This is a genomic window from Lacibacter sediminis, assembly GCF_014168535.1.
In the GTDB taxonomy this organism is placed as follows: Bacteria; Bacteroidota; Bacteroidia; order Chitinophagales; family Chitinophagaceae; genus Lacibacter; species Lacibacter sediminis.
Window position 1 is genome coordinate 133486 of the sequence record NZ_CP060007.1, and the last position, 26074, is coordinate 159559.

The window sequence follows — 26074 nt, forward strand, 5'->3', positions numbered from 1 at the left end:
TACCGGCATCATTTTTTAAACAGTTTTGATTATGACGCTGACAGCAGATATTAAACCAATTGAGCGGAAATTCTTACCGAAAGATTTCACGATTACAACATGGGAAACACTTGAGCCTTATTTTAAACAGCTGCTTGAGCAACCTATTAATAGTAAAGGAGAACTTGAACAATGGCTACAAAACAGCAGTGAACTGGAAGCGGTCATCAGCGAAGATGCCTGCTGGCGTCAGGTGCGCATGACCTGCGATACCGAGAATAAGCAACTGGAAGAAGCTTTCAACTATTTCTACATTGAGATTGCACCGAAGATGCAACCCTATGCAGATAAGCTTAACCGCAAACTGGTTGAATGCGAATTCACCAAAGAACTGGATGCTGATAAATATTTCACGTACCTCCGGTCTATCAAAAAAAGTATTGATCTTTTTCGTGAAGCGAATATTCCGATCATGAGTGAACTGAATGTAATGCAGCAACAGTTCGGACAGATTGCCGGGAAGATGACAGTGGAAGTGAATGGTAAAGAATATACACTGCAACAGGCAGGAAAGTTTTTAGAAAATCCTGATCGCAAGTTGCGTGAAGAAGTGTACATGAAGATCCAGAACCGTCGCTACCAGGATCGGGAAGCATTGAATGCATTGTTTGATAAACTCGTTGAGAAACGTCATCAATTAGCATTGAATGCCGATTTTAAAAATTACCGTGATTATAAGTTTAAAGAACTCGGTCGTTTTGATTATACCCCACAGGATTGTTTCAATTTTCACGAAGCGGTAAAGCAACATGTGATTCCGCTGGTGAAAATTATTTATGAAGAACAACGCAAAGCAATTGGTGTTGATCAGTTGCGTCCCTGGGATATGGATGCAGAACCGGAAGGTATTGTGCCGTTACAACCGTTTACTAATGGAACAGAGTTGACAGAAAAAACAATTGAATGTTTCGAACAACTCAATCCATTCTTTGCGGATTGTTTGCGCAAGATGAATGAACTGAAACGATTTGATCTCGACAGCCGCAAAGGCAAAGCACCCGGCGGTTACAATATGCCGTTAGCTGAAACAGGTGCACCGTTTATTTTTATGAATGCAGCAGGTACACTCGATGATGTTACCACCATGGTGCACGAAGGCGGTCATGCTGTTCATTCATTCCTTACACATGAGCTTGAACTTACAGGCTTTAAAGAATATGGTGCTGAGATTGCTGAAGTGGCAAGTATGGCCATGGAACTCTTCAGCATGGAGCATTGGGATATTTTCTTTAAGGATAAAGAAGAGTTGCGTCGTGCAAAATTCAAACAACTGGAACGAGTGCTCACCATTTTACCATGGATCGCAAGGATCGATGCGTTTCAGCATTGGCTCTATGAAAACCCTGCGCATACTGCTGAGGAGCGTGGTGCAAAATGGATGGCGCTGGCAAATGAATACAGCACAGGTTTAATCGATTATTCAGGTTTAGAACAATTCCGTCCATACGAATGGCAACGTCAACTGCATTTGTTTGAAGTGCCGTTTTATTATATTGAATACGGTATTGCACAGCTTGGAGCAATTGGCTTATGGATGCAGTTCAAACGAAACCAGCAAGTGGCTTTACAGAATTATATCAATGCATTGAGCCTTGGCGGAACGAAAACATTGCCTCAATTGTATGAAGCAGCCGGACTGAAGTTCGACTTTTCACCGAGCCACATCAAAACCCTCATGGATTTTACAAAAACAGAAATGGATCATCTTAACTAATTAATACCGATATTTGCACTGCTAAATCAGAACATTAATCATGTCCTGCCGTTTCTACGGGAGGGCATTTTTGTTTTTGGCTAAGAGGTTGAATGAGGGGAAGAAGAAAGAGAGGTAAACTGAAGTTGAATATTTTGTGCCAATATTAGCGTCTGTATTTTACTAATTTCTCTTCTTCCGAATTATGATTTGTTCGACTAACAATCAGGTTGGTATTTGTTAAGTTTTTAATGTCATAATATATTATGTCGATTTGGTTTTCCTTAGGCAACTTATATCCTTCCCGAATGCCTGATTTCATATTATAAAGGAAGATACTATCTGCCTGTTTCCTGTCAATGTCGTTGCCGAAAAGATTGACAGTGTGGTTGTCGTATAAGAAAAACAAAGTTTCTTCTAAATACTTAAAATTCCATGCTACAACTTTATCACCCAAAATGTTTTTTGCGTGTTTTTTGTCAAACACTTGATATGTTTCCGGAACTCCATTCCCATTATCTATTCTTGTTATGAAAAAATTGTCGAAGTCTTTTTCCAATACCCCCAAGCTCCATGTTGATGTGTAAATAGGGGTCTCGTTTAATAAGTGTAATGTGTCTCCATGCCGTAGATAAAAATATTTCATGCTGTCGTCTATTCCATAGCAAGTTATATAACCCCCTTTTAATGTGTCGGTACCAACAACCTCTTTATAATAAAGAACAGTTTTTGAGTTGATATTATCCAACAGCCTTTTGCCATTAGGAAGTTTATCAAGGTTTGATCCAGGTGTGTCAACTTGTTTTGGGCGTGACTTTTTTTCGGATTGGCCACAGGAAAGTAGGTGGACGAGAATTGTCAATATCGGTAAATATCGAACCATTTAATTAGCTACATTCTTTCTTTGTAATGGAATTCTGACAGGTTGAGTTTGCCCTCAGCTCCTGCAATCACTGCAATAACCATTCACCACCATATTACTCTGGTGTGGTTGAAAACCCTGGGGCAATTTTACTTCGGGCACCAATACATCGTCTAAGCAAATGGTTTTGCCGCATTGTTCACATACAAAATGCACATGGTTATCGTGATGATGGCCTTCTGCACACTGATCTTTACACAATGCATATTTCACCGAATTATCAGCTGTAGGAATTGTATGAATGATGCCCTTTTCTTCAAAGGTTTGTAAAGTGCGGTAAATCGTAACACGATCAATTTTATCGCTGGCCTTCTTTTCAATATCAGCATGCGCCAATGCGCCCGGTGCATGATAAAACATATCGAGTATCTGCAACCGGCTGTCGGTTACACTCATGTGATTTTTTTTCAGCAACTCTTTGATCGCTTCGCTCATGTCTGAAAATTACTTAATTCGGGTTATTCTGAAAAATTCCGTTCACAAAACGTGGCCCATCGTAACCTTCTTTTAAAATGAGACTGATGTCTTCATTCAGCTTTGTCAATTCCTGTTTTTTTAGTCCGTCATAAATACCACGCAGCTTACCACTTTTATCAACCAATGCAAAAAGCTGTGTATGAATAAACTGATCAGCAATCGGATCAAGTCCGTTCTTCTGATCATCCAACAAATAACTTTTGCGGGCTGCTTCGTATAATTTTTCTTTGGTACCGGTTAAGAGCATCCATTTTTTTGGATCGATCTTCATCGAATCGGCATACTGCTTCAAACGGGCAACAGAATCTTTATCAGGATCAACCGTATGACTGAGGATGATAAAATCTTCTTCATCAGCAAAATCTTTGGCGATCACGGCCATGTTGGTGTTCATCTTTGGACAAATACCGGTGCAGGTTGTAAAGAAAAATTCAACTACCTGTACTTTGCCCGCTACATTATTGTTAGTGATGGTGTCGCCCAACTGGTTTACAAACGCAAAGTCTTTTACCTCGTTCATGGTGGGCAATTTTTTACGCCACAGGTCGGTACCCCAGAAAATAGCGAGAAAGAAAACACCCGTTAACAGCACGAAGAAACCAAGGTAGAACCACAACTTTTTGGACATATCGTTAAAATGAACCGCAAAGGTACGGAGCGAACCGAGGCGAATTTCAACTCAAAATAAAATTTGCAACATAATTGCAAATATGTATTTTTGCCATCCTTTATGAATATGCGTATTAATTGGGAAGCCTTGGGAATCGCCGCATCTGTAGCCTGTGCTATCCACTGTGCTGTAGTGCCCTTATTTATCACCAGCCTTCCTCTTTTCGGGATCAACATCATCCACAATGTGTTTGTGGAAATACTTTTATTAGGAACAGCCTTTGTGATCGGTTTCTCAACGTTGTGGCATGGTTATAAAAAACACCATCATCATTGGGGAACGCTCGTTCCTTTCTCAATTGGTATGTTACTGTTTACGCTTAACCAGTTTATAAAATTTCCTTATTCTTCATTTGTTTTTGTGATACCGGCAGTTGCGTTGATCATTACTGCACACATTCTCAATCATCGTTTTTGCAGAAAAGCAAATCATTGTCATACCACAGATTGTAATCACTGATCTGTTATTTCTTTGTAACATGAATCTGAAACCGATCCAACTTTTACGCAAAACAGGAATTGCAGAAGGTATTTCTTTTTTAGTATTGCTTTTAATTGCCATGCCCTTGAAATACATATTCGACCTGCCACTGGCAGTTAAGTATGTCGGTTGGGCACATGGTTTATTGTTTGTAGTGTATGTTGCACTGGCTTTTTATGTAAAAGAAGTGTACAACTGGCCCTTCAAAAAATTTCTGTTTGCTTTTATTGCTGCATGGTTGCCGCTTGGAACGTTTGTTTATGATAAGCAATTGAAAAAAGAAGAGCAGCTGCTTGCATCAAACAAATAATTCTTACTTGTAGTTGTTCTTACTGCTTAAACATTTCCGGATGTACATCATCCCAACCGGTCGCCAGTTGAAACGCCTTTCCTACTTGTAATAATGTTGCTTCATCATACAACTTGCCAACCAAAGTAATACTTGTTGGAAGTTTACGTTGGTTAAAACCTGTTGGCATTACCAATGCAGGATGACCTGTAAGATTTGTAATAGCCAATTGACGACCGCCATAGGTGGGGGTGATAACAATATCAACCGTTTCAAAAAATGTTTTCATGTGTTGCATCAACAAATAGCGATGACGATTTGCATTGATATATTCTACTGCAGGAATTAATCTTGCAGTGCGGAAAGAATTGGGCCAATCATTTTTGTTTTGACGGGTTAACAGATCATCCATATCTGTTCTTGTTAACTCATCAAATGCAGCAGCACTCTCTGCACCAATGGTAATACCAACAATGTCGAAAGGATAAGCTGCGCTGTCGGGGAAATTAACAGGAATGAGTTTGATGCCCATTTGTTCAAATGCTTTCAACACTTTCCATTCATTTGCACTTGTATCACGAATGCGATCGAAAAAATTCTTTGCATAACCGATGCGGAGTTTTTTGATATCTTTTTTTACACTGTAATTGAACGGCATATTCACTGCACCGGGATCTTTGCCATCGGTTCCATGAATATAGTTGAACACAACAGCAGCGTCTTCTGCACTGCGACAAATAGGTCCGGCTTTATCAAGACTCCATGAAAGTGTCATTGCTCCACTTCTGCTGATGCTGCCGAATGTTGGTCGCAAACCTGTTGCGCCACAAACAGTAGAGGGTGAAATAATTGACCCTAATGTTTCTGTGCCAATTGCAAATGGCACGAGCCCCGCTACTGTTGCAGAAGCTGAACCTGCAGATGAACCTGATGAACCGAAGTTGAGATTCCAGGGATTTTTTGTACGACCACCAAACCACCAATCGCCCATTGCTAAAGCGCCGAGAGTAAACTTGGCTATTAAAACTGCACCTGCATCTTTTAGTTTTGTGCACACATAACTGTCTTCTTCAATTGTTTGGTCTTTGTAAGGCGTGGCACCCCATGTAGTTTTAGTTCCTTTTACCGCAAACAGATCTTTTAATCCGTAGGGGATACCATGCAATGGTCCACGGTATTTTCCTTTTGCTATTTCTGCATCAGCAGCTCTGGCTTGTTGCATAGCAATTTCCTCTGTTACAGAAATCACACATTGTAAGGTGTCGCCATACTTACGGATACGTTCAATAAAAAATTTTGTCAGATCAACAGATGTGATCTTTTTGTTTTTGATAAGTGTTGCTAATTGCAGAATATTATAAAAAGCAAGATCAGCTTTGTTTAAGGGCAAGTTTACATTAACAGGAATATTCCATTGGACAGGCAATTGCTTTGTATCGAACTGCATACCAGGCAGCACGGGACTTTGCCAAAGACTCATGGGCACATTGTTATTGAGCGGAAGGCTACGCATCCTTGCATACTCCGTGTAATTATCTCTCACATCACGCAACATACTGTCACGTTCAGGTTCTGTAAAATCAAGACCAATTACTTTCGCAGCGATCTTCAGATCTTCTTTGCTGATGGTATCTTTTTGTTGTGCTGAAAGGGTAGATGATAATATACAGATAAGAAAAAAGAAGAATGACGTTCTCATGCGTTTTGGTTTAAGAAGTGGAAACTACTAAAACTACAAATGCAACCAACAGATTGTTGATTGCATTTGATGAATGGGAAGAGTTGCCAACCTTCAAAAGGTTGGCAACTCTATTTAAAACCTCGTTTCGAGATAGTGCGGCAACAATGAACGCCATGTATTCCAGTCGTGTGGCCATTCTTCGCCCCAGATGTCTAATTCGTAATTAATGCCTTTGTCGTAAAGAATTTTTGCAAAACGTCCGCTGCTTGAAGGATCTTCATACGCACCACTTCCACTGAAAATATGAATATGATTGCTTTGGCGAATCTGTTCCAATACTGCATGATCAGTTAAGTTGGGCATGTAATGCATTGGGCTATTGTAATACACCTGTTCATCATAATGTCCTTTACTGTATTCCATCAGATCATATACGCCACTCATGGCAATTACACCATTGATCAAATCAGGACGTTTTAAAAATAAATTCATACTGTGCAATGCGCCGAATGATGCACCGCAGGTGATAATTGGAGTATCGAATGATGTGCTTGTTTTGATGAACGGCACCACTTCATTAAAAATATATTCGTTGAACTGGTTATGTCGGATGGCCTTATGTGCGCCTTCCATTTCATTGTGCATCCAGCTTTCTGTATTGATGCTGTTTACAGAAAATATTTTCACCTTACCTGCTTCTACCCACGGACGCAATGTATCCATCAATTGAAAACGCTCATACTCTAAGTAGTCGGCCGCAGCAGTTGGCACCATCAATAATGCAAACCCATAATGACCGTAAGTAGCAATGGGCATTTCTTTATTCAAAGCCGGGCTGTACCATCCGGATAATTCTCTCTGCATAAAATCAGTTTTGTTTCAGGTATAATAATATCAGTCGCTCATCTTAATGAAGATAAACGATTACATTGTAAACACAAATAAGAGGAAGGCTGTTATCAATCAATTAATTAATGTTTACCTGCTCCACCACCTGCTGCAGGGCTGCCCATCATTGATACATCACGGTCGAACATGTACAAACCACTCTTATCTGCACCTATCAATTTCAATTTGTCCATGATATGTCTTGCGAGTGATTCTTCTTCGATCTGTTCACTCACATACCATTGCAGAAAATTATGCGTGGTGTAATCTTTTTCTTTCAAACAAATATCAACCAGCCTGTTGATCTCTTTACTTACCAGTATTTCATGATCATGTACCTGCTGAAATAATTCCCGCACACCTTTGTACTTGGTTGAAGGTGCTTTTAATTGCGGAATAACGCCGTGGCCGCCCCGTTCATTAATGAACTTCACCAGTTTCAACATGTGAAGACGTTCCTCGTCGCTGTGTTTATATAGGAAGGCCGCTATACCGCTGTACCCTTCCACTTCTGCCCAGCTTGCCATGGCTAAATAGATCTGGGATGATTCTGCTTCGAGCAAAACCTGCTCGTTAAGCGCTTTTTCAATTTTTGGGGATAGCATAGTTGTAATTTTTAATTTCTCTAATTTACGATTACGGGAGCTTTTCAGCTATGATTCGTCATAAAACTGCTAAAATGGGAAAACCTCAACCAAAACCCGCCGTTTGTTGTTATTTTTGCAGCTTAAAGTTTCACCAACATGATACAAACAGGTAATCCCGTTATCAGCATCTATACAGAAATGACGCCAAACCCGGAAACAATGAAGTTTGTGGCAAACAAACTCCTGTATCCCGGCAAAAGCATCGATTTTCCTGAAGTAGCAACAGCAGACGCTTCTCCACTGGCACAGGAACTCTTTGGCTTTCCGTTTGTGAAAGCTGTGTTCATCGCCAGCAATTTTGTAACACTCACACGTTCAACACCCGATACTGATTGGCAGGAACTTATCCCGACCATTCGCCAGTTTTTGAAAGATTACCTCGAAGAAGGTAAGCCTGTAATTGATGAATCGAAGATCGTGGAGCCTGTAAAGGACGAAGTGGTGTTGAGTGGCGATGAAAGCGATGTGGTAAAACGCATTCAGGAAATTCTTGAGAACTATGTGAAGCCAGCGGTTGAAATGGACGGCGGTGCTATCCAGTTCAAAAGTTTCAAAGATGGTAAAGTGAACCTAGCGTTGCAGGGAAGTTGCAGCGGATGCCCGTCTTCAATGATCACGTTGAAAGCAGGTATTGAAGGAATGATGAAGCGTATGATCCCTGAAGTGGAAGAAGTAGTGGCAGAGGCGGAGTAAGACCGTTGATGATTTGATTAAATGATTCTATTGATAGAAAGCGTTGCAACTGTTGCAGCGCTTTTTTGTTTGAAAAACAACCTTGTTTGTTCGTTCGTCATAACCAGGAGTAAAGTAAATTCAAGTAACTTTCTTTCCTAAATCAACACACATGAAGCGATCTCTTCTTACTTCATACCTTTTACTACTTGCATCTTTGCTTTTCAGCCAAACGAAATTTCTCATTCCTTATCCTTCCAAATTCGGCAACAAACCGCTGGATGGAAGATTGCTGTTACTCATCAGCACAAACAATAAATCAGAACCACGCTTTCAAATAAGCGATGGGCCTCAAACACAGCAGGTGTTTGGTATAAACGTGGATAACTGGAAACCAGGTGAAGTGAAAACAATTGATGCCAAAGCATTTGGTTACCCGGTAGAGAATATGAAGCAATTAAAGAACGGAACATATCATGTACAGGTATTGCTGCACAAGTACGAAACCTTCAAACGTAAAGATGGGCACATAGTGAAATTGCCGATGGACAGAGGCGAAGGACAACACTGGAATACAGCACCGGGCAATTTATATAACCAACCTGTTCAACTTCGTGTCAGCAATTCCGGTGCTGATGTTATTACGGTTGCACTTGACAGTGAAATACCACCCATTGAACCACCTAAAGACACGAAGTATATCAAACACATTAAAATTCAGAGTAAACTTCTTACTGAGTTTTGGGGGCGACCGATGTTTATTGGCGCACATATACTATTGCCCGAAGGTTGGGAGACTCACCCAACAGTAAAATATCCGCTGGCAATTTTTCACGGACATTTTCCTGATGACTTTAGTGGTTTCAGAACCACACCCCCTGATCCTGATTTAAAGCCTGATTATATTGCACGTTTCAATTTAACAGGGTATAACAAAATTGTGCAGCAGGAAGAATATGATTTTTATAAACTGTGGACGGGCCCGGGGTTTCCGAGAGTAATTGCTATCGAAATTCAACACCCCACTCCTTTCTATGATGATAGTTATGCAGTAAACAGTGCCAACAACGGACCTTATGGCGATGCAATTGTATATGAGTTGATCCCTGAAATTGAAAAACGTTTCAGAGGCATTGGTGAAGGCTGGGCAAGATTTATGTATGGCGGTTCTACAGGAGGTTGGGAAGTATTGGCAGCGCAAATGTTTTATCCTGATGCATTCAATGGTTGTTACAGCGCATGCCCTGATCCTATTGATTTTCGTGCTTATATGGTGGTAGATATTTATAAAGATAAAAATGCCTACTACCAGGAAGGGCCTTTTAAAAAGACGTTACGCCCAGGTCACAGAAATTATCTTGGTCATGTTGATGCAACAATAAGAGACATGAATCTTCGGGAGCTTGCATTGGGCACCAACAGCCGTAGCGGCGATCAGTTTGATGTGTGGGAAAGTGTTTTTTCTCCCTGCGGTGCCGATGGTTATCCGCAACCTATCTGGAATAAATACACAGGTGAAATTGATTCAACTGTTGCACGTTATTGGAAGGAGAATTATGATTTAGGTTACATACTGGAACGTGATTGGAATAAGCTTGGCAATAAACTGCAGGGAAAAATAAAAATATACTGTGGTGATATGGATAATTATTACCTCAACAATGCCGTGTACCTGTTTGAAGAACGATTGAAAAAGTTGACGAATCCTTTCGCCAATGCGTTTGTTGATTATGGCGACCGTGCCGAGCATTGCTGGAATGGCGATCATACTCAACCGAATTATATCAGCCGGCTACGTTATAACCGCTACTTTATTACCAAGTGGGCCGAAGAAGTAAAAACAAGAAGTCCGCAGGGAGTTGATTTGCTGAGTTGGAGGTACTGAAACTTAGGCTTATGGTTACAGAATTTTTTTGAAGAAGTTATATACTTTGGAAATTTATTAAACCGAAATCCCGGGTCTTTTATTCATTGTAACTCTTCACAGCCTTCCCAACTCTTTCTTCGTAAACTCATTTTCCACATTACCCGTATTCAACGTAGTTGCAGGTTCAAACAACAGCACATGCACTTCTTCTTTTGCATTGGGCCGATGTTCAACACCTTTTGGAATAATAATAAATTCTCCCTCGTTAATGGTGATCGTTTTATCTCTCAACTCCATATCAAAACTTCCCTTCACAACATAAAACAGTTCATCTTCACGATCATGATGATGCCATGTGAATGGCCCTTTGAACTTCACCAGTTTTACATGCTGTCCGTTTAACTCACCTGCAATTTGCGGGCTCCAGTGTTCGGTAAACAGGTTAAAATTTTCTGCAAGATTTACTTTTTCCATACTGAAAAGTAAAACAGCCGGTCTTCAAAAGAAAACCGGCTGTGTAAATAATGAATGATAATTTATGCTACCAGAGTTGCTGTGCTGCTGATCTCTAAGCCTTTTCCTAATAATTTTGAAATAGGACAATTTGCTTCAGCATCTTTCACACACTCCTGGAATTTTGCATCATCAATACCCGGTACAGAAGCCGATACAATGAGATGTGATTTAGATAATGTTCCATCAATAAAAGTGATCTCACATTTGGTGTCTATTTTTTCAGGTGTAAATCCTGCAGCACCCAATACAAAACTCAATTTCATACTAAAACAACCGGCATGTGCAGCTGCTACTAACTCTTCCGGATTAGTACCAACACCGCTTTCAAAACGGGAGAGGTAAGAATATTGTGTATCGGTTAAAACGGTGCTTTGTGTAGTGAGGTGTCCGTTACCTTCTTTACCTGAGCCATTCCAAACGGCTGTTGCGTGACGTATCATAATGTTTGTTTTTTATTTGAGCTGGTAAATCTAATTCAAAAATGTATTCTTCACAAACCGGGCCAATGAAAGTTTCAGGAGGTTTTCTTTACCCAGTTCACATTTCTTTCAAGTAAATAGTTCAATACAAAATCAAAACAGGTTTTATCATCGCCCAACAACTCGGGCGGAAACACACCTTTCTTTGTTACCATGTTGTTGACTAATAAATGAACAGCTGCAGAGCAGGCATAACCGGTTGTGCGTGCCATGGAAGAAGTTTGTGTGGCCGCATCAAATTTATCGAGCAGGTTGTATTCAATCGTTTTTCCTTCGCCATGCAGCGTAACTTTCATAACCGTAAGTTCTTCTTCTGTTTCGCCCAATTTCCATTCGTTGATCAACAGTTTCGACGTGAATTGCATTGGCGACAGTTCTTTTCCGTCAACCGTTATTTTTTCTTCACTGAAAAAACCACTTTGCTTCAGTGCAATAACGAGATCGATATGTCCCGGATAACGAAGAGTTTGTTCAATCTGCGTGGGAATATGCGGCATGGTAAATAATAAGGAACGTAAACCGTCTGTATTAAATGATTCGAGTGTGCCTACGCCATCAAATTGCATCATTCTGCGGTCGGTTAATGCAGGCTTGGTTATTATCACTCCGTTTTCTTTCAAACGTGCGGGCCTGGTATATTCTTCAATTACATCAATGGGCGAGAAAGGTGCTTTGTAAAAGAAAGGTGGTTGTGGATGCAATGGCAATCCACCAACATAAATTTCAAATGAATCTATTTTCATTTCTGCATTGTAGCGGCCGATGATCCAGTTACTCATGCCCGGTGCAACACCACAATCAACAATAGCGGTTACATTTTTTTCTTTTGCCAATGCATCTAATTGCAAAGCATCTTCAGGAAAGAAAGAAATATCTGCAACATTCTTACCTGCATCGATCACCGCTTTCAACGTTTCAAAACCCATAAAACCGGGCACGGCCGTTACAACAATATCAAAAGGTTCCAAAAAAGAGGAATAAGGTACAGTGTTTCGCAGATCGGCAACAACTGTTTTTATGTTTGTTGATTTATGTTGTAAGAGTTGAAGGTTTTGTTGACTCATATCAAAAGATGTAACATCAAATACGGTGGAAAGATCAAGTGCAATAGCACGGCCCACCATGCCTGCACCAAGAACAGCAATCGTCATACAGCAAATATTTCTGCAAAGATGCCCGAAATTTTTTTAGCGCTCAATCTGAAAATTTCAATGCATTTTTGAAATATGATCGATACTATCTGGCAGCAGTTTGTAGAGGGGATGAAGCATACAACAGTCTTTGAATACATTGCTGTGGCTTCTGGTATTGCAAGTGTATGGTATAGCCGCAAGGAAAATATTCTTGTATATCCTGTAGGGCTGATAAGTACCGTTATTTATATCTGGCTGAGTTTTAAAGGACACTTGTTTGGAGAAGCTGCCGTGAACTTTTACTATACAGTCATGAGTATTTATGGCTGGTGGTTATGGGCAAAAAAAGATCAGAATCATCAACAGATCTTGCATATCAGTTATTCAAATACCCGCTGGATTATTTATCAACTTTTGTTTTTCGCCGGTTTTTACCTTGCATTATACATTTCGTTGTATTATCTTAAACAGAACTTTACACCGGGTGCAATTCCCTGGGCCGACTCCCTTGCCGCAGCCACCGCATTTACAGGCATGTGGTTGATGGCAAAGAAGAAAATAGAAAGCTGGTATTGGTGGATAGCTACCAATATTGCTTCAGTTCCTCTGTACTTTGTGAAACAATATGTGTTTACCAGTGTATTTTATGTTGTGCTGTTGATCATGGCTTTTTATGGATTGGCAGAATGGAAGAGAAGAGTAAAATTACGATAGCAGTTTTACCCTTGTTTTGTATTGCATCACCCGTTACTTTGCAACCTTTATGAATTTCCCGAAGAAAGTTGTTCTGCTCGGCCCGGAATCTACAGGTAAATCTTTTTTAAGTGAGCGTTTAGCGAAGCACTACCAATCTGTGTGGTGTCCTGAATATGCACGGGAATATTTACTGATGTTGGGACGGCCTTATACTGCGGATGATTTATTGGTGATCGCCAAAAATCAAACCGAGCTGGCAGAAAAATACACAGCTGATGCACTCGCAAAACAAGTAAACACAATCTTCTTTGATACAGATATGCATGTGATGAAAGTATGGAGCGAAGTGGTTTTTGGCTCCTGTGATCCATGGATACTACAGGAACTGAAACATCAGAAATACGATCTCTACCTTCTTTGCAAACCCGATATTCCCTGGGTGGAAGATGAATTGAGAGAATATCCCGAACAAAAAGTACGCAACGATCTGTTTGCCGTGTACAAGGAACTGTTACAGCAACAAACTACAGCATGGTCAATTGTAAGCGGAAATTTTGAGGAACGTTTCAATAAAGCAGTAAAAGCAGTAGATGCTTTAATTCGCTGATCTTTTTTTCTTCGTTACTTTTTTGGGTTGCACATCGTCACGAATCAACTGCTGAATATCTTCATCGCCTTCCAGATTATTCATTTGCCGCAATACCCATCCTGAACGAATAGCCACTGCTTTTGACAACGGCTTTACAGTATACTTTTTGGGATTCCGTAATGATGATGCTATTTGCGCTGCTTCAGCACGTGAAAGTTGTATGGCCGGTTTGCTGTAAAATTTTCTTGAAGCTGCTTCAATACCATACACGCCTTTTCCCATCTCAACTACATTGAGATAAACTTCAAGAATGCGTTTCTTTCCCCAGATCCATTCGATCATTTTGGTGAAGTACATTTCCAATCCTTTACGGAACCAGCTGCGGCCTTGCCATAAAAAAACATTCTTGGCTGTTTGCTGTGAAATGGTGGATGCACCACGAATACGTGTTGGTTTTTTTTCGTTATGATCCATTGCTTTTTCAATCAGCTTCCAGTCGAACCCGCCATGTTTAGGAAATAACTGATCTTCTTCTGCAATAACTGCCAGCCGTGCATTGCTGCTCATTTGCTCAATAGAAATATAATCACGCTTTAACCCTTCGCCCTTAATTACACTCACCAGTTGTGTAACAGTAATGGGCGGATCGATCCACTTCAGCAAAATGATGTAAACAAACTGAGCAATAAACAAAACAATGAACAACCGTTTCAGGAAACGAAACGTTTTTTGAAGGAATGTCCTGTTGGAGGAATTGGATTTCTTTGCCGCCATGGTTGCAATATACGTTACTGCTTTTTTTCAGGAAGTTTTTCTGATGGATAAAGATCAAGAACCTGCAGATCATATTTATTTCCGATCCTGTATTTTTTATTTCCGTTGAAAATAAGCTGTTGTGCATTGTATAACAGCACGGGAATGTAAACCAATGCCACACCCGAAATAGCGGAGTTTAAAAAAGGCTCACCGCTTATCACCAAACCGGCGGTGAATAAAGGAATACCAAGATTACTGTATAAAAATGCCTGCGTATTAAACGGAATAATGCGGTGCTTTTTCTTTTGTTTCTTAAATACAATGGCAACATCCCGCTTGTGAATACCACCACCAAGAAAATAAATACTATCGTTCTGAATTAAATAGATGGTGCCCGTGTATCTCAAACCAAGTTTTGTTTGAAGCGTGATAGTAGCACCTTCAGCATATCGTTTTTTAGCAATTCCGTTTTTGCGCAACACCAACTCATTGAATTGTGCATTGGCAACAGAAGTAAACAGGAGCAGCAGTGAAAGAATGGCTGGTTTCATAACAAAGCTCAAAAGAACATCAGAAAAATGAAATTGTATGTTAAGAAGATACGCTTAATTATTTCCTGTAGAACAAAAGACCGATGATCAGTACAACTCCAAATACAATCAGAATAGAACCCGATACTTTATTGATAAGGGTAATAGTTCTGGAGGTGAGTCTGCTCCGCAGTTTATTTGCAAGAAATACTTTCAGCAGATCAAAAACGAATACAACCGAAAGACAAACAGCGAAAGTGGCAATACGCTCATTCACCGGAATGGTAATGAAAGCTGTGGCCCAGGTAAACCAAAAGGCAATAACACTCGGGTTAAGTGTATTCATAAAATAACCGGCAAAAAAGATCTTTACATAATCGCCTGCACTGCGTTTCATTTCAATGCCATCGCCCATTTCGTTGAGCTGCATTTTTTTGAAGAAGAGAAAATAGATACCAATGCCGATAAGCAAAGCGCTGCCGCCAATGCCAATTACTTTTTCAAATTTCAACAGGCGGTTAAACAGTTCGGTAAAAATATTGCTGACAAGAACAAGCGTAAGATCACTGGCCGATACACCAAACACAAATGCCAATCCGCCTCTATGGCCATTACTGATGCTTTGTTTAATAATAGAAAAAATAACCGGGCCCATACTGATGGCCAGCAATAAACCTAACGCCAAACCCTTGATGATTGCTTCGGTCATGTTTGATGATGGATTGATTGGGACACGGATCAAACGTATTGAACAAATGATCACATATGTTCTGCCATAAAAATAAGAAATCCGCTTTGATCTGTATTGATCAGCGTTATCCCCGCCTGAATGGCTTTAGTCGGGCAGGAGTGAATCTATTATTTACAACTTACCGGTTGTTAAAAACTGTTGCCAATCGGCCAGCATTTTACCTTTCAGCACACGGGGAAATTTATGCTGAGCACCGATCTTTCCCTTCAGCTTCATAAACTCCATGAACGTTGACTCAGGCATAATATCCAGGAACACGTCTTTCAATGCACTGCCACGTTCAACTGCATAGTCATCATTAATTTCTTTCAATGCATTATCAATAGCAACACGTAACTCTTCGGTGTTCACACGATCATCGCAGGCTACATACCAATGATGCGCAAAGAAATTGCCATGCGGCTCACCCACCACTGTATATTCAGGAATAGAAATGTTCATGTCTTCACTCACCACCTGTATGGCTTTGTTCATATTATCAACGCTCAGGTGTTCACCTACCAGACTCAGGAAGTGTTTGGTTCTGCCGGTGATAACAATCTCGTGTTTTTCTTTATCTGTAAAACGAATAGTATCTCCAATTAAGTAACGCCATGTGCCGGCACTGGTGCTGATCAGTAATGCATAATCCTTTCCTTCTTCTACTTCATGGATCATCAATGCTTCCGGCTTTGCTGTAATATTTCCATCGGCATCAAAGTTTTTATCTTCAAACGGAACAAACTCAAGAAAGATGTGTTCGTTCGTGACCAAACGCATACCCACCGCATCCTGTCTGCTTTGGTAAGCAATAAATCCTTCGCTTGCCAAATAGGTTTCAATATAAATAAGCGGTTTGCCTAAGAGTTTTTCAAAGCCGTGCTTGTATGGTTCAAATGATACGCCACCATGTACAAAGAAGGCCAGGTTGGGCCATATTTCATGGATATTCTTGAGCTGGTAACGTTCAATGATCATTTCCATGCACATCTGTATCCATGCAGGTACACCCACCACAAAACCAATATCCCAGTTGGGCGCTTCGTTTACAATATAATCGAGCTTAATGTTCCAGTCTTTTGTTTTGGCGATTTTCTTACCCGGTTTGTAAAAAGGGCTGAACCAGAAAGGCATTTTTTTAGCCGTAATACCGCTGAGATCTCCTGCATAATAACCCGGACCTTTTTGCAGATCGGTACTGCCGCCCAACATGAGCCAGCCTTTTCCCAAGCTACGAACCGGTAAGTTTTCATAAGTACGCAAAGAAATCAACTGCTTGATCATGGCAATACGGTTGCCCTTCATGAGATCGTTGGTGATCGGAATGTATTTGCTGGCAGCTTCACTTGTGCCGGAGCTGAGCGCAAAATATTTGATCTTGCCCGGCCAACATACATCGGTATTACCTTCCAGCGTTTTATGCCACCAATCTTTGTAGATCTTATTATAATCATGAACCGGCACTAATTCCTGGAAACGTTTTCCGGGGTGACGGCTATTGAGTACTTCGTCGAAATGATATTGCTGACCAAATTCGGTATGCTTCGCTTTTTTCAACAGCTTTTTGAGCACTTTGATTTGCTGGCGTTTTGGTGAATTGACCGGCAAATTGAGCGCCTTGCTGATTGACTTGGGGAGATTGATTTCAATTAATGACATGCTTACCGTTCAGTGTTGACAAATGTAATAACTCGAGGCCTTACTTACTGCCTAATTTTTGATAATTCGCAAAGATGGTTGTGAGATCGTAAACGGGTTCATATTCCCGGGCATACCATTCATCAGCCAATAAAAGTCCTTCTTCTTTCAGGTGTGATAAGTGATGTGGTTGTCCCGCAGGCCCTAATACAGATGTTGGTATTGAAGGCAGGTGTTTACGTGAAGTTGAAAACCCGACCCATGTTTTACGGCCGGTGATAACCGAAATACTGTGTTGCAGTAACCCAAGACCATGCCTGTTGAATATAAAATGAAACGGAAAGCTGAGTAAAAAGAGGGCTGATGTACTCACATCGATCAAACGTTTCAAACGAAGGTTCACTTCTTCACTCAACTGCATTTTTTCCTGATGCAATACTTCGCCTGCTTCATTTTTTGAATCGCTGCCGATAATACTTTCACTACCCAACGCATGTAAACGCAGTTTTACTTTTTTGCCTGTTTGCTCGTATAAAGTAATGATCTGTGCAAAAGAAAGGTCTTTGCTCTGGCATAAGATGAGTTCATTAGCCGGTGTGTTTTGCAAAAGTTGTTGCAGCTCATCTAAACGACCAAGCGATTTAGGTTCGTTCAACGGACTTACAAATCCCTGGATGGTTTGGCTGCGCCCATGATGATGTAAGAGGTTGTTTATTTTTATCAGATCTGCCTCGGTACCTGCCACTAACGAAAAATAATCATCCTCATCAATGGCTTTCTCCAGTATATCGGCATATAATAATAACCTACGCCACAAATACAGAAACAGATAGCTGAACATTGCACCAAGTAATACAAGACCTCTTGAAAAACGGTATTCCTCCGGCAACAATGAATAAACAGCCAGTATAATAAGAATGGAAACGAAGGATGATTGCCACAGATTTTTGTATCGGAACTTTTGCTCGTATAAACCTGTATAATAGCTCACCAGCAAAAACAGGAAGGAGAAAACAACAAACGAGATCCACAATAATTTATTCATGTAAACGATCTCCGGTCGTATATAGCTTGTCCATACAAATTTTGCAAGCATATAACTCAGGAAGATGAGTACAGCATCCAGTAAGAGTAAACCAACACGCTGTATAAAACGTTTCATCAAACTCATCAATGCTCTTACCCAGATAGCCGCATTGATCAGTGAACTGAAAACACCTGCACGGGACGATGAGTAATGTTTGCGTACAAAAAGACTCATGGCATCGTAAAACATCCGCACATAATTCACAGATGATTTTTTGGTGCTTTCGCCCTTGAAGTGAAGGATGGAACGATCGCTGAAGTAATAATTTTTATATCCTGCCTTTTGTATCCGGTAACTCAGGTCCACATCTTCACCATACATAAAGAAACTTTCATCGAACCCACCTGTTTTAGCAAGTACTTCTTTTCGTATCATCATAAAAGCACCTGCCAACACGTCCACTTCATGATTTTTGTGTTGATCGAGATAGCCCAAATGATAACGGCCAAAGGTTTTTGATTTCGGAAACAGGGATGATAAGCCGCTCAGCTTATAAAAAGAAGTAATTGGCGATGGAAATGAACGTTTACTTTCAGGCAAAAACTTTCCGCTGCCATCAAGCATGCGGATGCCGATTGCACCAGCATCCGGTATTTGCTGAAAAAAACTGAAGCAGGCAGTAAAACAATCTTCGGGAACAACAGTATCGGGGTTCAGGAACAGTACAAAATTGCCACTTGCCTGTTTAAGTGCCTGGTTACAGGCTTTACCGAACCCAATATTCTCTTTATTCCATGCAAAATGAATGTTCGTGAACTTTGGTTCGAGGTACTCACGACTACCGTCAGACGATGCATTATCAACCACAAATACTTCTGCATCAATCCCCCCAACGGCTTTTTGCACCGAAAGCAGGCATTGCTCCAGGAAATATTTTACGTTGTAGTTGACAATGATAACCGAAAGCTGCATAGGCTGTAAAAGCTCAAATCTAAAATCTTAAATCTGCAATCTCAAATCTGTGTTGCGGGGTTATCTTTGCGCATGCTTAAACAAACCCTAATTGCTGCTACCAAGGCAGGCGCAGAACAACTGACGCATTTTTTTCATGGTGATTTTATCGTTCATAACAAGGAAGGCGTAAACAATCTTGTAACTGAAGCTGATCATGCAGCGGAGAAAGCCATTTTTGAAGTCATAAAGAAAGAGTTTCCTGATCATTATATTTTGAGTGAAGAAGCAGGTGAGATGGCGCAGGATTCAAATTACAAATGGATCATCGACCCGATTGACGGTACAGTGAATTTTGCAAACGGTATTCCAATTTGCTGTGTAAGTATCGGCATTGAGAAAGACGGGAAAATGATTATGGGAGCAGTGTATAATCCGCTGATGAATGAATTCTTTTTTGCAGAACGTGGACAAGGCGCTTATCTCAACGACAAGCAAATTCATGTGAGTGAACAGAGTGAATTGATTAAGGCATGTATGGTTACCGGGTTTCCTTATACATATTTAGATATGCCGAATGGTCCGTTGCAGGTGTTTGAACGTTTTATCCGTAAGGGTATACCCGTTCGTCGTTTAGGTAGTGCAGCCATTGATCTTTGTTGGGTAGCTGCAGGTCGCTTCGATGGATTTTATGAGCACAAATTAAATGCATGGGACAGTGCGGCAGGTTTTTTATTAGTGGAAGAAGCAGGCGGCAAGGTCACCGATTTTAAAGGTGAGCATTATTCACCTTATCAACCGCATATTGTTGCAACTAATGGAAAGATTCATGATGATTTGGTGGAAGTAATTAATGACAGGAAAAAGCTGTAAGAAGGTACGAGGTACGAAGTTAGAAGTACGCAGTTAATAGCATCTTGATTAAATTAACCATAAAAAGATGATCTATGCAAGACATGAAACTTCGAACTTTCCAATTTTCAGTTGAAGTGGGAAGGTTGATTATGGAACTTCCTTTTAATGTGATTAATAAATCATACGGTGCACAACTGGTAAGAAGTTCTTCTTCGGTTGGCGCTAATTACAGGGCAGCAAGAAGAGGAAAATCAGATGCTGATTTTTTGAACAAGCTGAAGATATGTGAAGAGGAGGCGGACGAAAGCATTTATTTTCTCGAATTACTGAAGGAATTTAATGCCGGGTTTGTCGAAAAGATTGAGAAGTTGATCAGAGAAGCAAATGAATTATTAAAAATTCTTGTGGCATCGATTATTACTACAAGAGAAAAATTAAATAAACAGCAATAAATCAGTTTTACGGGTTACATACCCAGAATGCAACATTAAATTTTACTATTGCACCTGTGTACTTCGTACCTCGTATTTCGTAAATAGTTTTTTTATGAGTGAAGAACGTACAGAACTATCCTCTCTCGGAGAGTTTGGTTTAATTGAACATCTTACAAAAAATATTGAGCATCAGAACGCATCAACTATTCTTGGTGTGGGCGATGACGCCGCAGTGATCGACCATTTCGGAAAACAAACTGTTGTTACAACTGACTTGCTGATCGAGGGTGTACATTTTGATCTGATGTACACACCACTCAAACATCTGGGCTATAAAAGTGTGGTGGTGAATGTGAGCGACATCTACGCCATGAATGCCACTCCCACGCAGATCACATTAAGCCTGGCGGTAAGCAATCGTTTCAGTCTTGAAGCGTTAGAAGAGTTTTATGATGGCGTGTATGTAGCTTGCGAAGAATATGGTGTTGATTTGGTTGGTGGTGATACTACATCTTCCACCAAAGGTTTTGTGATCAGCGTAACAGCGATTGGCGAAGTGGCACCCGATAAATTTGTAAAACGCAGCACGGCTAAACCAAACGATCTGATTTGTGTGACAGGTTATCTTGGTGGTGCTTATCTCGGTCTGTTATTACTCGAAAGAGAAAAGAAAATTTTCCTTGAAACAAAAGGTGTGCAGCCCGATCTTGAGAACAGGGATTATATCGTTGGCCGTTTATTAAAACCTGAAGCAAGAAAAGATATTATCGACTTTTTGGAGAAGGAAAAAATTGTACCAACAGCAATGATGGATATCAGCGATGGACTCAGCAGTGAGATATTGCACATCTGCAAACAAAGCGAAGTGGGTGCATTGATCTATGAAGACAAAATGCCTGTGCATCCGGATGCAAAAGAATTTGCGTATAAATTAGAACTGGATCCAACTGCCTGTGCCTTGAGTGGTGGTGAAGATTATGAACTGGTCTTTACAATTGCACAAGCAGATTATGATAAGATAAAAGATGTGAACGGCATCAGGATCGTTGGTCATATTACAGCAGCAGCAGAAGGTGCGCACATCATAACAAGAGGTGGCAATAAACATCAATTGACTGCCCAGGGCTGGAATGCATTTGGAAAATAATCGAATGAAGAAAAACATCTTTTTTATAATTGCAGTCGTGTTGCTGTATGCACTGAGTTCCTGTTCTGCAACAGGAAGTGTTGCTTATACGGCTGAACGCAAGTACAGTCCGGAACAATTGAAAGAAGATGTGCAGGTGATGGAAGAAACCTTCAAAAAGAATCATCCTTCACTTTACTGGTATAATTCAAAAGAAGAAGTGGATGCTTCATTTCAACGGGCATATGAAAAGCTTACTGATTCGATGAATGAAGTACAGTTCAGGAATGTAATTGCAGAAACTATTTTCCCAATTCGTTGCGGGCATACCAGTGTGCGGTTTTCCAAAAAATATAATCAATTCATTGCCGGTAAACGATTACCTACTTTTCCATTTGTCGCAAAAGTGGTGGACGATTCAACATTGGTAGTAACAGCTAATCTTAACCGTCGTGATTCATTGATCAGAACAGGAACACCCATTCTTTCCATCAATGGATTAACAGCGAGACAGGTGATTGATTCACTTCTACCGCTTGTATCCATTGATGGAAACGCTAAAAACTTCAGCTACCAGAACATCAGTAACAACTTCACCACGTATTACAACATACGCTTTGGTTTGCAAAAGAATTACACCATCAACTACCTTAATACAAGGGGTGAAGTGAAACGAACCGTGCTTCCTTTATTTGATCCTGCAAGAGATACGACGAGGCGCCGACCGGTTTCCATCACACCGCAATCTCCACCGCCGCCACAACCGGAAATTTCAGAAAGACAGCAACGCTTACAACGCACCCGTTCATTCAGTATTGATTCATCAAAGAAATTTGCAACATTGCGCATCAGCAGTTTTGGCCCGGCATTGCAAAAACATTTCCTGAAGAAGGCATTCAAACAGTTAGAGAAGAAAAACATTCAGAACCTGGTGATTGATGTAAGAAACAATGGTGGAGGTCTTATCAAAAAATCATTATACCTCACACGCTTCATCAGTAACGAACCATTTGTTTTTACTGATTCAATTTATTCGGTTCAGCGCAAACTACGCAGCGATGCAAAAGTGAGCCGAAGGTTTATTTATAATCTTGGATTGTTCTTTTTAAACCGAAAGCAACAAGAGGGGATGTACAGGTTCAGGTTTTTCAACAACCGTATATACGAACCGTTGCCACAGCGTTATAACGGGCACGTGTACCTGCTCACCGGTGGTTTTTCATTTTCTGCCACCACCTTGTTTGCAGCTGTTGTAAAAGGACAGGAGAATGTAACTATTGTTGGTGAAGAAACAGGTGGTGGTTATTATGGCAACAACGGTGTGTTTATTCCCGAAATGATCTTGCCGAACAGTAAACTTCGGGTGCGGTTACCCCTATACCGCATTGTAAATAATAAAAATTACCCCAAAGACGGGCACGGTGTGTTGCCCGATGTAGAAGCGAAAGCCAGTGCAGAAAGCATCCGGCAAAATCGTGATCCGAAAATGGAGAAAGCAATTCAGCTCATCATGCAACGGAAAGGTTAGTACACCTGTCAGAATGAGTAAGAGATGACTCGCACAATTGTTGCCGTAAAACAGAATAGTTTATGGCTGATACAATGTGGTAAATTTTTTACGTTAATAATGAACTACATGAAACATCTTTTTCTTGCATTGATCGCGCTCGCTTTTGTTTTTACTTCCTGCACCAAAGAAGCAAATTGTATTGAGGGAACCATTCAATGGGGTGGCGAACCTGCAGCTGATGGGTTGGGATGGTACCTCGAGTCTGAGGAATTTACAAAACCGGTGAAGCTGAAAAATCTCAGTTCAACTTACCAAGTCGATGATTTGGCCGTATCGGCCTGTTTGTTGAAAACTGATGAAAAATATCAATGCTTTTGTGCAGAACCGTTGGATGTGTACAGCATTAAAAGTATTCACAAGCGTTGATTATAATTGTTACATGTGTTCTTCTTCCAGTTAACCACTCTTTTTTTGTAAAGTCAGGGTGCGTATGCCCGGACTTCTAATCTGTTTTTAATCTTGTTTAACTTGTTTCAGGATATTTTTGCACATTGCTGCAGCCAATAAAGGCTTTGGTGAACCATTGTGTATGAAAAAGATTCTGCTTGTTGAAGATGAAATGCATGTGGTGTCTTTTATTAAAAAAGGACTTACAGAAGAGGGCTTTGATGTGACCGTGGCTTTTGACGGCAATACCGGATTGCAGCTTTTTTATGACAACCACTTCGATCTTATTATACTGGACATTATGTTGCCCGACAAAAACGGTCTGGAAGTATGTAAGGATGTTCGCAAGGTGAACAATAATATTCCGGTATTATTTTTAACTGCTCTTGGCACTTCTGAGAATATTGTATTGGGCCTGGAGACAGGTGCAGATGATTACCTGGTGAAACCGTTTAAGTTTATTGAGTTGCTTGCACGCATCCGCACACTTCTGCGCCGTACAGAAGCCGGTGGAGCTATTCCGGAAATTCAACAAGAACACGTTTACAGATTTGCCGACCTTGAGGTGAACGACTACAGCAAAGAAGTGGTACGGGATACTAAACCCGTTTCACTTACCAGCACTGAATACAAGCTGCTGCTCTATTTCATAAAAAATAAAAACAAAGTGCTGTCCCGTACCGACATACTTGAAGAAGTATGGGGTGTGAACTTTGACATTGGTACAAACGTAGTGGATGTTTATGTAAACTATCTGCGTAAGAAAATTGATGCTTTTGCAGATCAAAAACTGATCCATACTGTTATAGGTATGGGCTATGTATTAAAAGATAACGGGTAATTAAATCTACCTACACATAAGGTATCAGACGAAAATGAAAATACAGATCAAAACAATGCTGATATTATTAAGTGCTTTTTTAAGCATTATTCTTTTATTCAGCGGTTTTGTGTACCTCTCTGTTTCTAAATATTCGTACGAAGATTTTTATAAGCTGCTTGAAATACGTGCAGTTACTGCTGCGAAAATTGAGCTCGACCAGCAAGGAAGTTCACAGGAAATGGTAGCACTGCGCAATGAGTTTTTTGAAAAACTGCCGCTGGAGAAAGACCGTTACTACCGCATCTCTCCGGGCGAGTCATTCAAAAACGAATCTGAAGAACTTGGCCTGCCAATTTCATTCTTCAATGAGATCATAAAAAAAGGAGGAAGCGAATACAACAAAAACAGCATGTTTTATAAAGGTATTCGCTATAAAAGTAAGCAGGGTGAATATGTAGTGATTGCATCGGCCCAAAACTATTTTGAATTACATCACTCTGCCTATCTGCGTCGTACACTCATCTTTGCTATTGTAGCAGCCTTCCTTTTTTCGGCATTGATCGCTTTGTATTTTTCCCGTTTTGTTTTCAGACCTCTGCGTAAAATAACCGATCGTGTAAAAGAGATCAGTTCTGAAAATCTTCATCTCCGTTTGGATAACAATATGAATAACGACGAGCTGACTGATCTTACACGTACGTTCAACAACATGCTCGATAGAATTGAAACATCGTTTGAAACACAGAATAATTTTATCAGTAATGCATCGCACGAACTGCGTACACCATTAACAGCGATCATTGGTGAAGCCGATGTTACCTTGTCAAAGATCCGAACGATCGATGAGTATATTGAAACCATTAAAGTGATCTTAGACGAAGCAGAAACACTTGACCGTAAAACAAAGGCGCTGCTCTTCCTGGCCCAAACAGGGTTCAATGGTAAAAACCAAAAGTTCGACAAGCTTCGTATCGATCAGTTGCTGTGGGATGTAAAAGAAACGATAGAAAAAATAAATACCGACAGTCGCATCCACATTGACATGAGTCTGCTGCCTGAGAATCCAATAAAGTTGAAAGTAAAAGGTAATGAACAATTACTTCATCTTGCTTTAAGCAATATCATCAGCAATGCCTGCAAATACAGTAACAACAATGTGGTACATGTATCTATCGGTGCATCTGATCAGAACGTATTTGTGATTGTAAAGGATCATGGTATCGGCATTCCCGATAAAGAGCTGAAGTACATTTATGATCCTTTTTTCCGGGCTTCCAATACATTAAAGTATGAAGGTTACGGCATTGGCTTACCGCTTACACGTAACATCATTCGTTTGCACAATGGAGAAATACTTGTGTCTTCTATTGTAGGGCAAGGTACTACAGTGCAAATCAATCTTCCCATTGGCCGGTTCGACTGATCCGCAATTATTAAAATCAAAAAAGACTGTTTAGCTATTCTTCCATCACTTATTTCTGTTTATTAAACAGTTAAAAAACTGTGCGT

28 protein-coding genes are annotated in these 26074 nt (G+C 40.4%); 14 read left to right on the forward strand and 14 right to left on the reverse strand.

Annotation, left to right across the window (positions count from 1 at the left end):
* Nucleotides 1–31 precede the first annotated feature (31 nt).
* Entirely contained in the window at nt 32–1753 is a 1722-nt protein-coding gene (locus H4075_RS00590; protein WP_182803166.1) for a M3 family oligoendopeptidase, read from the forward strand.
* Nucleotides 1754–1898: 145 nt separating this feature from the next.
* Here H4075_RS00590 and H4075_RS00595 read toward each other — a convergent pair whose 3' ends face one another.
* From H4075_RS00595 to H4075_RS00605, 3 genes are all read right to left on the reverse strand, one after another.
* On the reverse strand, nt 1899–2594 hold the full coding sequence (locus H4075_RS00595; protein WP_182803168.1) for a hypothetical protein: 696 nt from the start codon (nt 2592–2594) through the stop codon (nt 1899–1901).
* Nucleotides 2595–2669: 75 nt separating this feature from the next.
* Nucleotides 2670–3089, reverse strand: coding sequence for a Fur family transcriptional regulator (locus tag H4075_RS00600; RefSeq protein ID WP_182803170.1), 420 nt, complete (start codon nt 3087–3089; stop codon nt 2670–2672).
* Between the two features lie 13 nt (nt 3090–3102).
* A complete protein-coding gene (locus H4075_RS00605) occupies nt 3103–3759 on the reverse strand; it encodes an SCO family protein (RefSeq protein WP_182803172.1) in 657 nt (218 codons plus the stop codon).
* Nucleotides 3760–3867: 108 nt separating this feature from the next.
* Between H4075_RS00605 and H4075_RS00610 the strand changes: the two genes are divergently transcribed.
* Both H4075_RS00610 and H4075_RS00615 read left to right on the forward strand, forming a co-directional pair.
* A complete protein-coding gene (locus tag H4075_RS00610; protein WP_255460268.1) occupies nt 3868–4260 on the forward strand; it encodes a MerC domain-containing protein in 393 nt (130 codons plus the stop codon).
* Between the two features lie 19 nt (nt 4261–4279).
* The gene (locus H4075_RS00615) at nt 4280–4591 is read left to right on the forward strand and encodes a DUF3817 domain-containing protein (protein ID WP_182803174.1); all 312 of its coding nucleotides are present in this window, start codon (nt 4280–4282) and stop codon (nt 4589–4591) included.
* A 19-nt stretch (nt 4592–4610) separates the two neighbouring features.
* On the opposite strand, the gene H4075_RS00620 is transcribed toward H4075_RS00615, so the two are convergent.
* From H4075_RS00620 to H4075_RS00630, 3 genes are all read right to left on the reverse strand, one after another.
* Nucleotides 4611–6269, reverse strand: coding sequence for an amidase (locus H4075_RS00620; RefSeq protein ID WP_182803176.1), 1659 nt, complete (start codon nt 6267–6269; stop codon nt 4611–4613).
* A 114-nt stretch (nt 6270–6383) separates the two neighbouring features.
* Nucleotides 6384–7115 carry an esterase family protein gene (locus tag H4075_RS00625; protein WP_182803178.1) on the reverse strand — a complete coding sequence of 244 codons (732 nt, stop codon included), beginning with the start codon at nt 7113–7115 and terminating at the stop codon, nt 6384–6386.
* Between the two features lie 107 nt (nt 7116–7222).
* Complete coding sequence (locus H4075_RS00630; protein WP_182803180.1) at nt 7223–7744, reverse strand: ferritin; 522 nt, start codon at nt 7742–7744, stop codon at nt 7223–7225.
* A 138-nt stretch (nt 7745–7882) separates the two neighbouring features.
* Here H4075_RS00630 and H4075_RS00635 point away from each other — a divergent pair, with 138 nt between their 5' ends.
* Nucleotides 7883–8479 (forward strand): NifU family protein, encoded by a 597-nt coding sequence (locus H4075_RS00635; protein ID WP_182803182.1) that lies wholly within the window; start codon nt 7883–7885, stop codon nt 8477–8479.
* Nucleotides 8480–8630: 151 nt separating this feature from the next.
* Nucleotides 8631–10343 carry a hypothetical protein gene (locus H4075_RS00640; RefSeq protein ID WP_182803184.1) on the forward strand — a complete coding sequence of 571 codons (1713 nt, stop codon included), beginning with the start codon at nt 8631–8633 and terminating at the stop codon, nt 10341–10343.
* A gap of 96 nt (nt 10344–10439) precedes the next feature.
* Here the strand turns inward: H4075_RS00640 and H4075_RS00645 are convergent, their stop codons facing one another.
* The 3 genes from H4075_RS00645 to H4075_RS00655 form a co-directional block, all read right to left on the reverse strand.
* On the reverse strand, nt 10440–10799 hold the full coding sequence (locus tag H4075_RS00645; RefSeq protein ID WP_182803186.1) for a cupin domain-containing protein: 360 nt from the start codon (nt 10797–10799) through the stop codon (nt 10440–10442).
* Between the two features lie 62 nt (nt 10800–10861).
* The gene (locus H4075_RS00650) at nt 10862–11281 is read right to left on the reverse strand and encodes an OsmC family protein (RefSeq protein ID WP_182803187.1); all 420 of its coding nucleotides are present in this window, start codon (nt 11279–11281) and stop codon (nt 10862–10864) included.
* 74 nt (nt 11282–11355) lie between these two features.
* A complete protein-coding gene (locus H4075_RS00655) occupies nt 11356–12471 on the reverse strand; it encodes a saccharopine dehydrogenase family protein (protein WP_182803189.1) in 1116 nt (371 codons plus the stop codon).
* Nucleotides 12472–12546: 75 nt separating this feature from the next.
* Here H4075_RS00655 and pnuC point away from each other — a divergent pair, with 75 nt between their 5' ends.
* Complete coding sequence (pnuC, locus tag H4075_RS00660) at nt 12547–13167, forward strand: nicotinamide riboside transporter PnuC (RefSeq protein WP_182803191.1); 621 nt, start codon at nt 12547–12549, stop codon at nt 13165–13167.
* Nucleotides 13168–13216: 49 nt separating this feature from the next.
* On the forward strand, nt 13217–13756 hold the full coding sequence (locus tag H4075_RS00665; protein WP_182803193.1) for an AAA family ATPase: 540 nt from the start codon (nt 13217–13219) through the stop codon (nt 13754–13756).
* Here H4075_RS00665 and mtgA read toward each other — a convergent pair.
* From mtgA to H4075_RS00690, 5 genes are all read right to left on the reverse strand, one after another.
* Entirely contained in the window at nt 13745–14512 is a 768-nt protein-coding gene (gene mtgA, locus H4075_RS00670) for a monofunctional biosynthetic peptidoglycan transglycosylase (RefSeq protein WP_182803195.1), read from the reverse strand. The genes H4075_RS00665 and mtgA overlap by 12 nt on opposite strands.
* 14 nt (nt 14513–14526) lie before the next feature.
* Nucleotides 14527–15045, reverse strand: coding sequence for a hypothetical protein (locus H4075_RS00675; protein ID WP_182803197.1), 519 nt, complete (start codon nt 15043–15045; stop codon nt 14527–14529).
* Between the two features lie 58 nt (nt 15046–15103).
* Entirely contained in the window at nt 15104–15733 is a 630-nt protein-coding gene (locus H4075_RS00680; RefSeq protein ID WP_182803199.1) for a LysE family translocator, read from the reverse strand.
* 153 nt (nt 15734–15886) lie between these two features.
* Nucleotides 15887–17413, reverse strand: a complete 1527-nt coding sequence (locus H4075_RS00685; protein WP_182803201.1) for a GH3 family domain-containing protein — start codon at nt 17411–17413, stop codon at nt 15887–15889.
* Between the two features lie 40 nt (nt 17414–17453).
* The gene (locus H4075_RS00690) at nt 17454–19391 is read right to left on the reverse strand and encodes a glycosyltransferase family 2 protein (protein ID WP_182803203.1); all 1938 of its coding nucleotides are present in this window, start codon (nt 19389–19391) and stop codon (nt 17454–17456) included.
* Nucleotides 19392–19463: 72 nt separating this feature from the next.
* On the opposite strand from H4075_RS00690, the gene H4075_RS00695 reads away from it, so the two are divergent.
* The 7 genes from H4075_RS00695 (at nt 19464) to H4075_RS00725 (ending at nt 25988) form a co-directional block, all read left to right on the forward strand.
* Nucleotides 19464–20243 carry an inositol monophosphatase family protein gene (locus tag H4075_RS00695; protein WP_182803204.1) on the forward strand — a complete coding sequence of 260 codons (780 nt, stop codon included), beginning with the start codon at nt 19464–19466 and terminating at the stop codon, nt 20241–20243.
* Nucleotides 20244–20317: 74 nt separating this feature from the next.
* Nucleotides 20318–20677, forward strand: coding sequence for a four helix bundle protein (locus H4075_RS00700; protein ID WP_182803206.1), 360 nt, complete (start codon nt 20318–20320; stop codon nt 20675–20677).
* Nucleotides 20678–20771: 94 nt separating this feature from the next.
* Nucleotides 20772–21806, forward strand: coding sequence for a thiamine-phosphate kinase (thiL, locus tag H4075_RS00705; protein WP_182803208.1), 1035 nt, complete (start codon nt 20772–20774; stop codon nt 21804–21806).
* Between the two features lie 4 nt (nt 21807–21810).
* A complete protein-coding gene (locus H4075_RS00710; protein WP_182803210.1) occupies nt 21811–23313 on the forward strand; it encodes a S41 family peptidase in 1503 nt (500 codons plus the stop codon).
* Nucleotides 23314–23421: 108 nt separating this feature from the next.
* The gene (locus H4075_RS00715) at nt 23422–23721 is read left to right on the forward strand and encodes a hypothetical protein (RefSeq protein ID WP_182803212.1); all 300 of its coding nucleotides are present in this window, start codon (nt 23422–23424) and stop codon (nt 23719–23721) included.
* A gap of 163 nt (nt 23722–23884) precedes the next feature.
* Nucleotides 23885–24583, forward strand: a complete 699-nt coding sequence (locus H4075_RS00720; protein WP_182803214.1) for a response regulator transcription factor — start codon at nt 23885–23887, stop codon at nt 24581–24583.
* 34 nt (nt 24584–24617) lie between these two features.
* Nucleotides 24618–25988, forward strand: coding sequence for a sensor histidine kinase (locus H4075_RS00725; protein ID WP_182803216.1), 1371 nt, complete (start codon nt 24618–24620; stop codon nt 25986–25988).
* Nucleotides 25989–26074 lie beyond the last annotated feature (86 nt).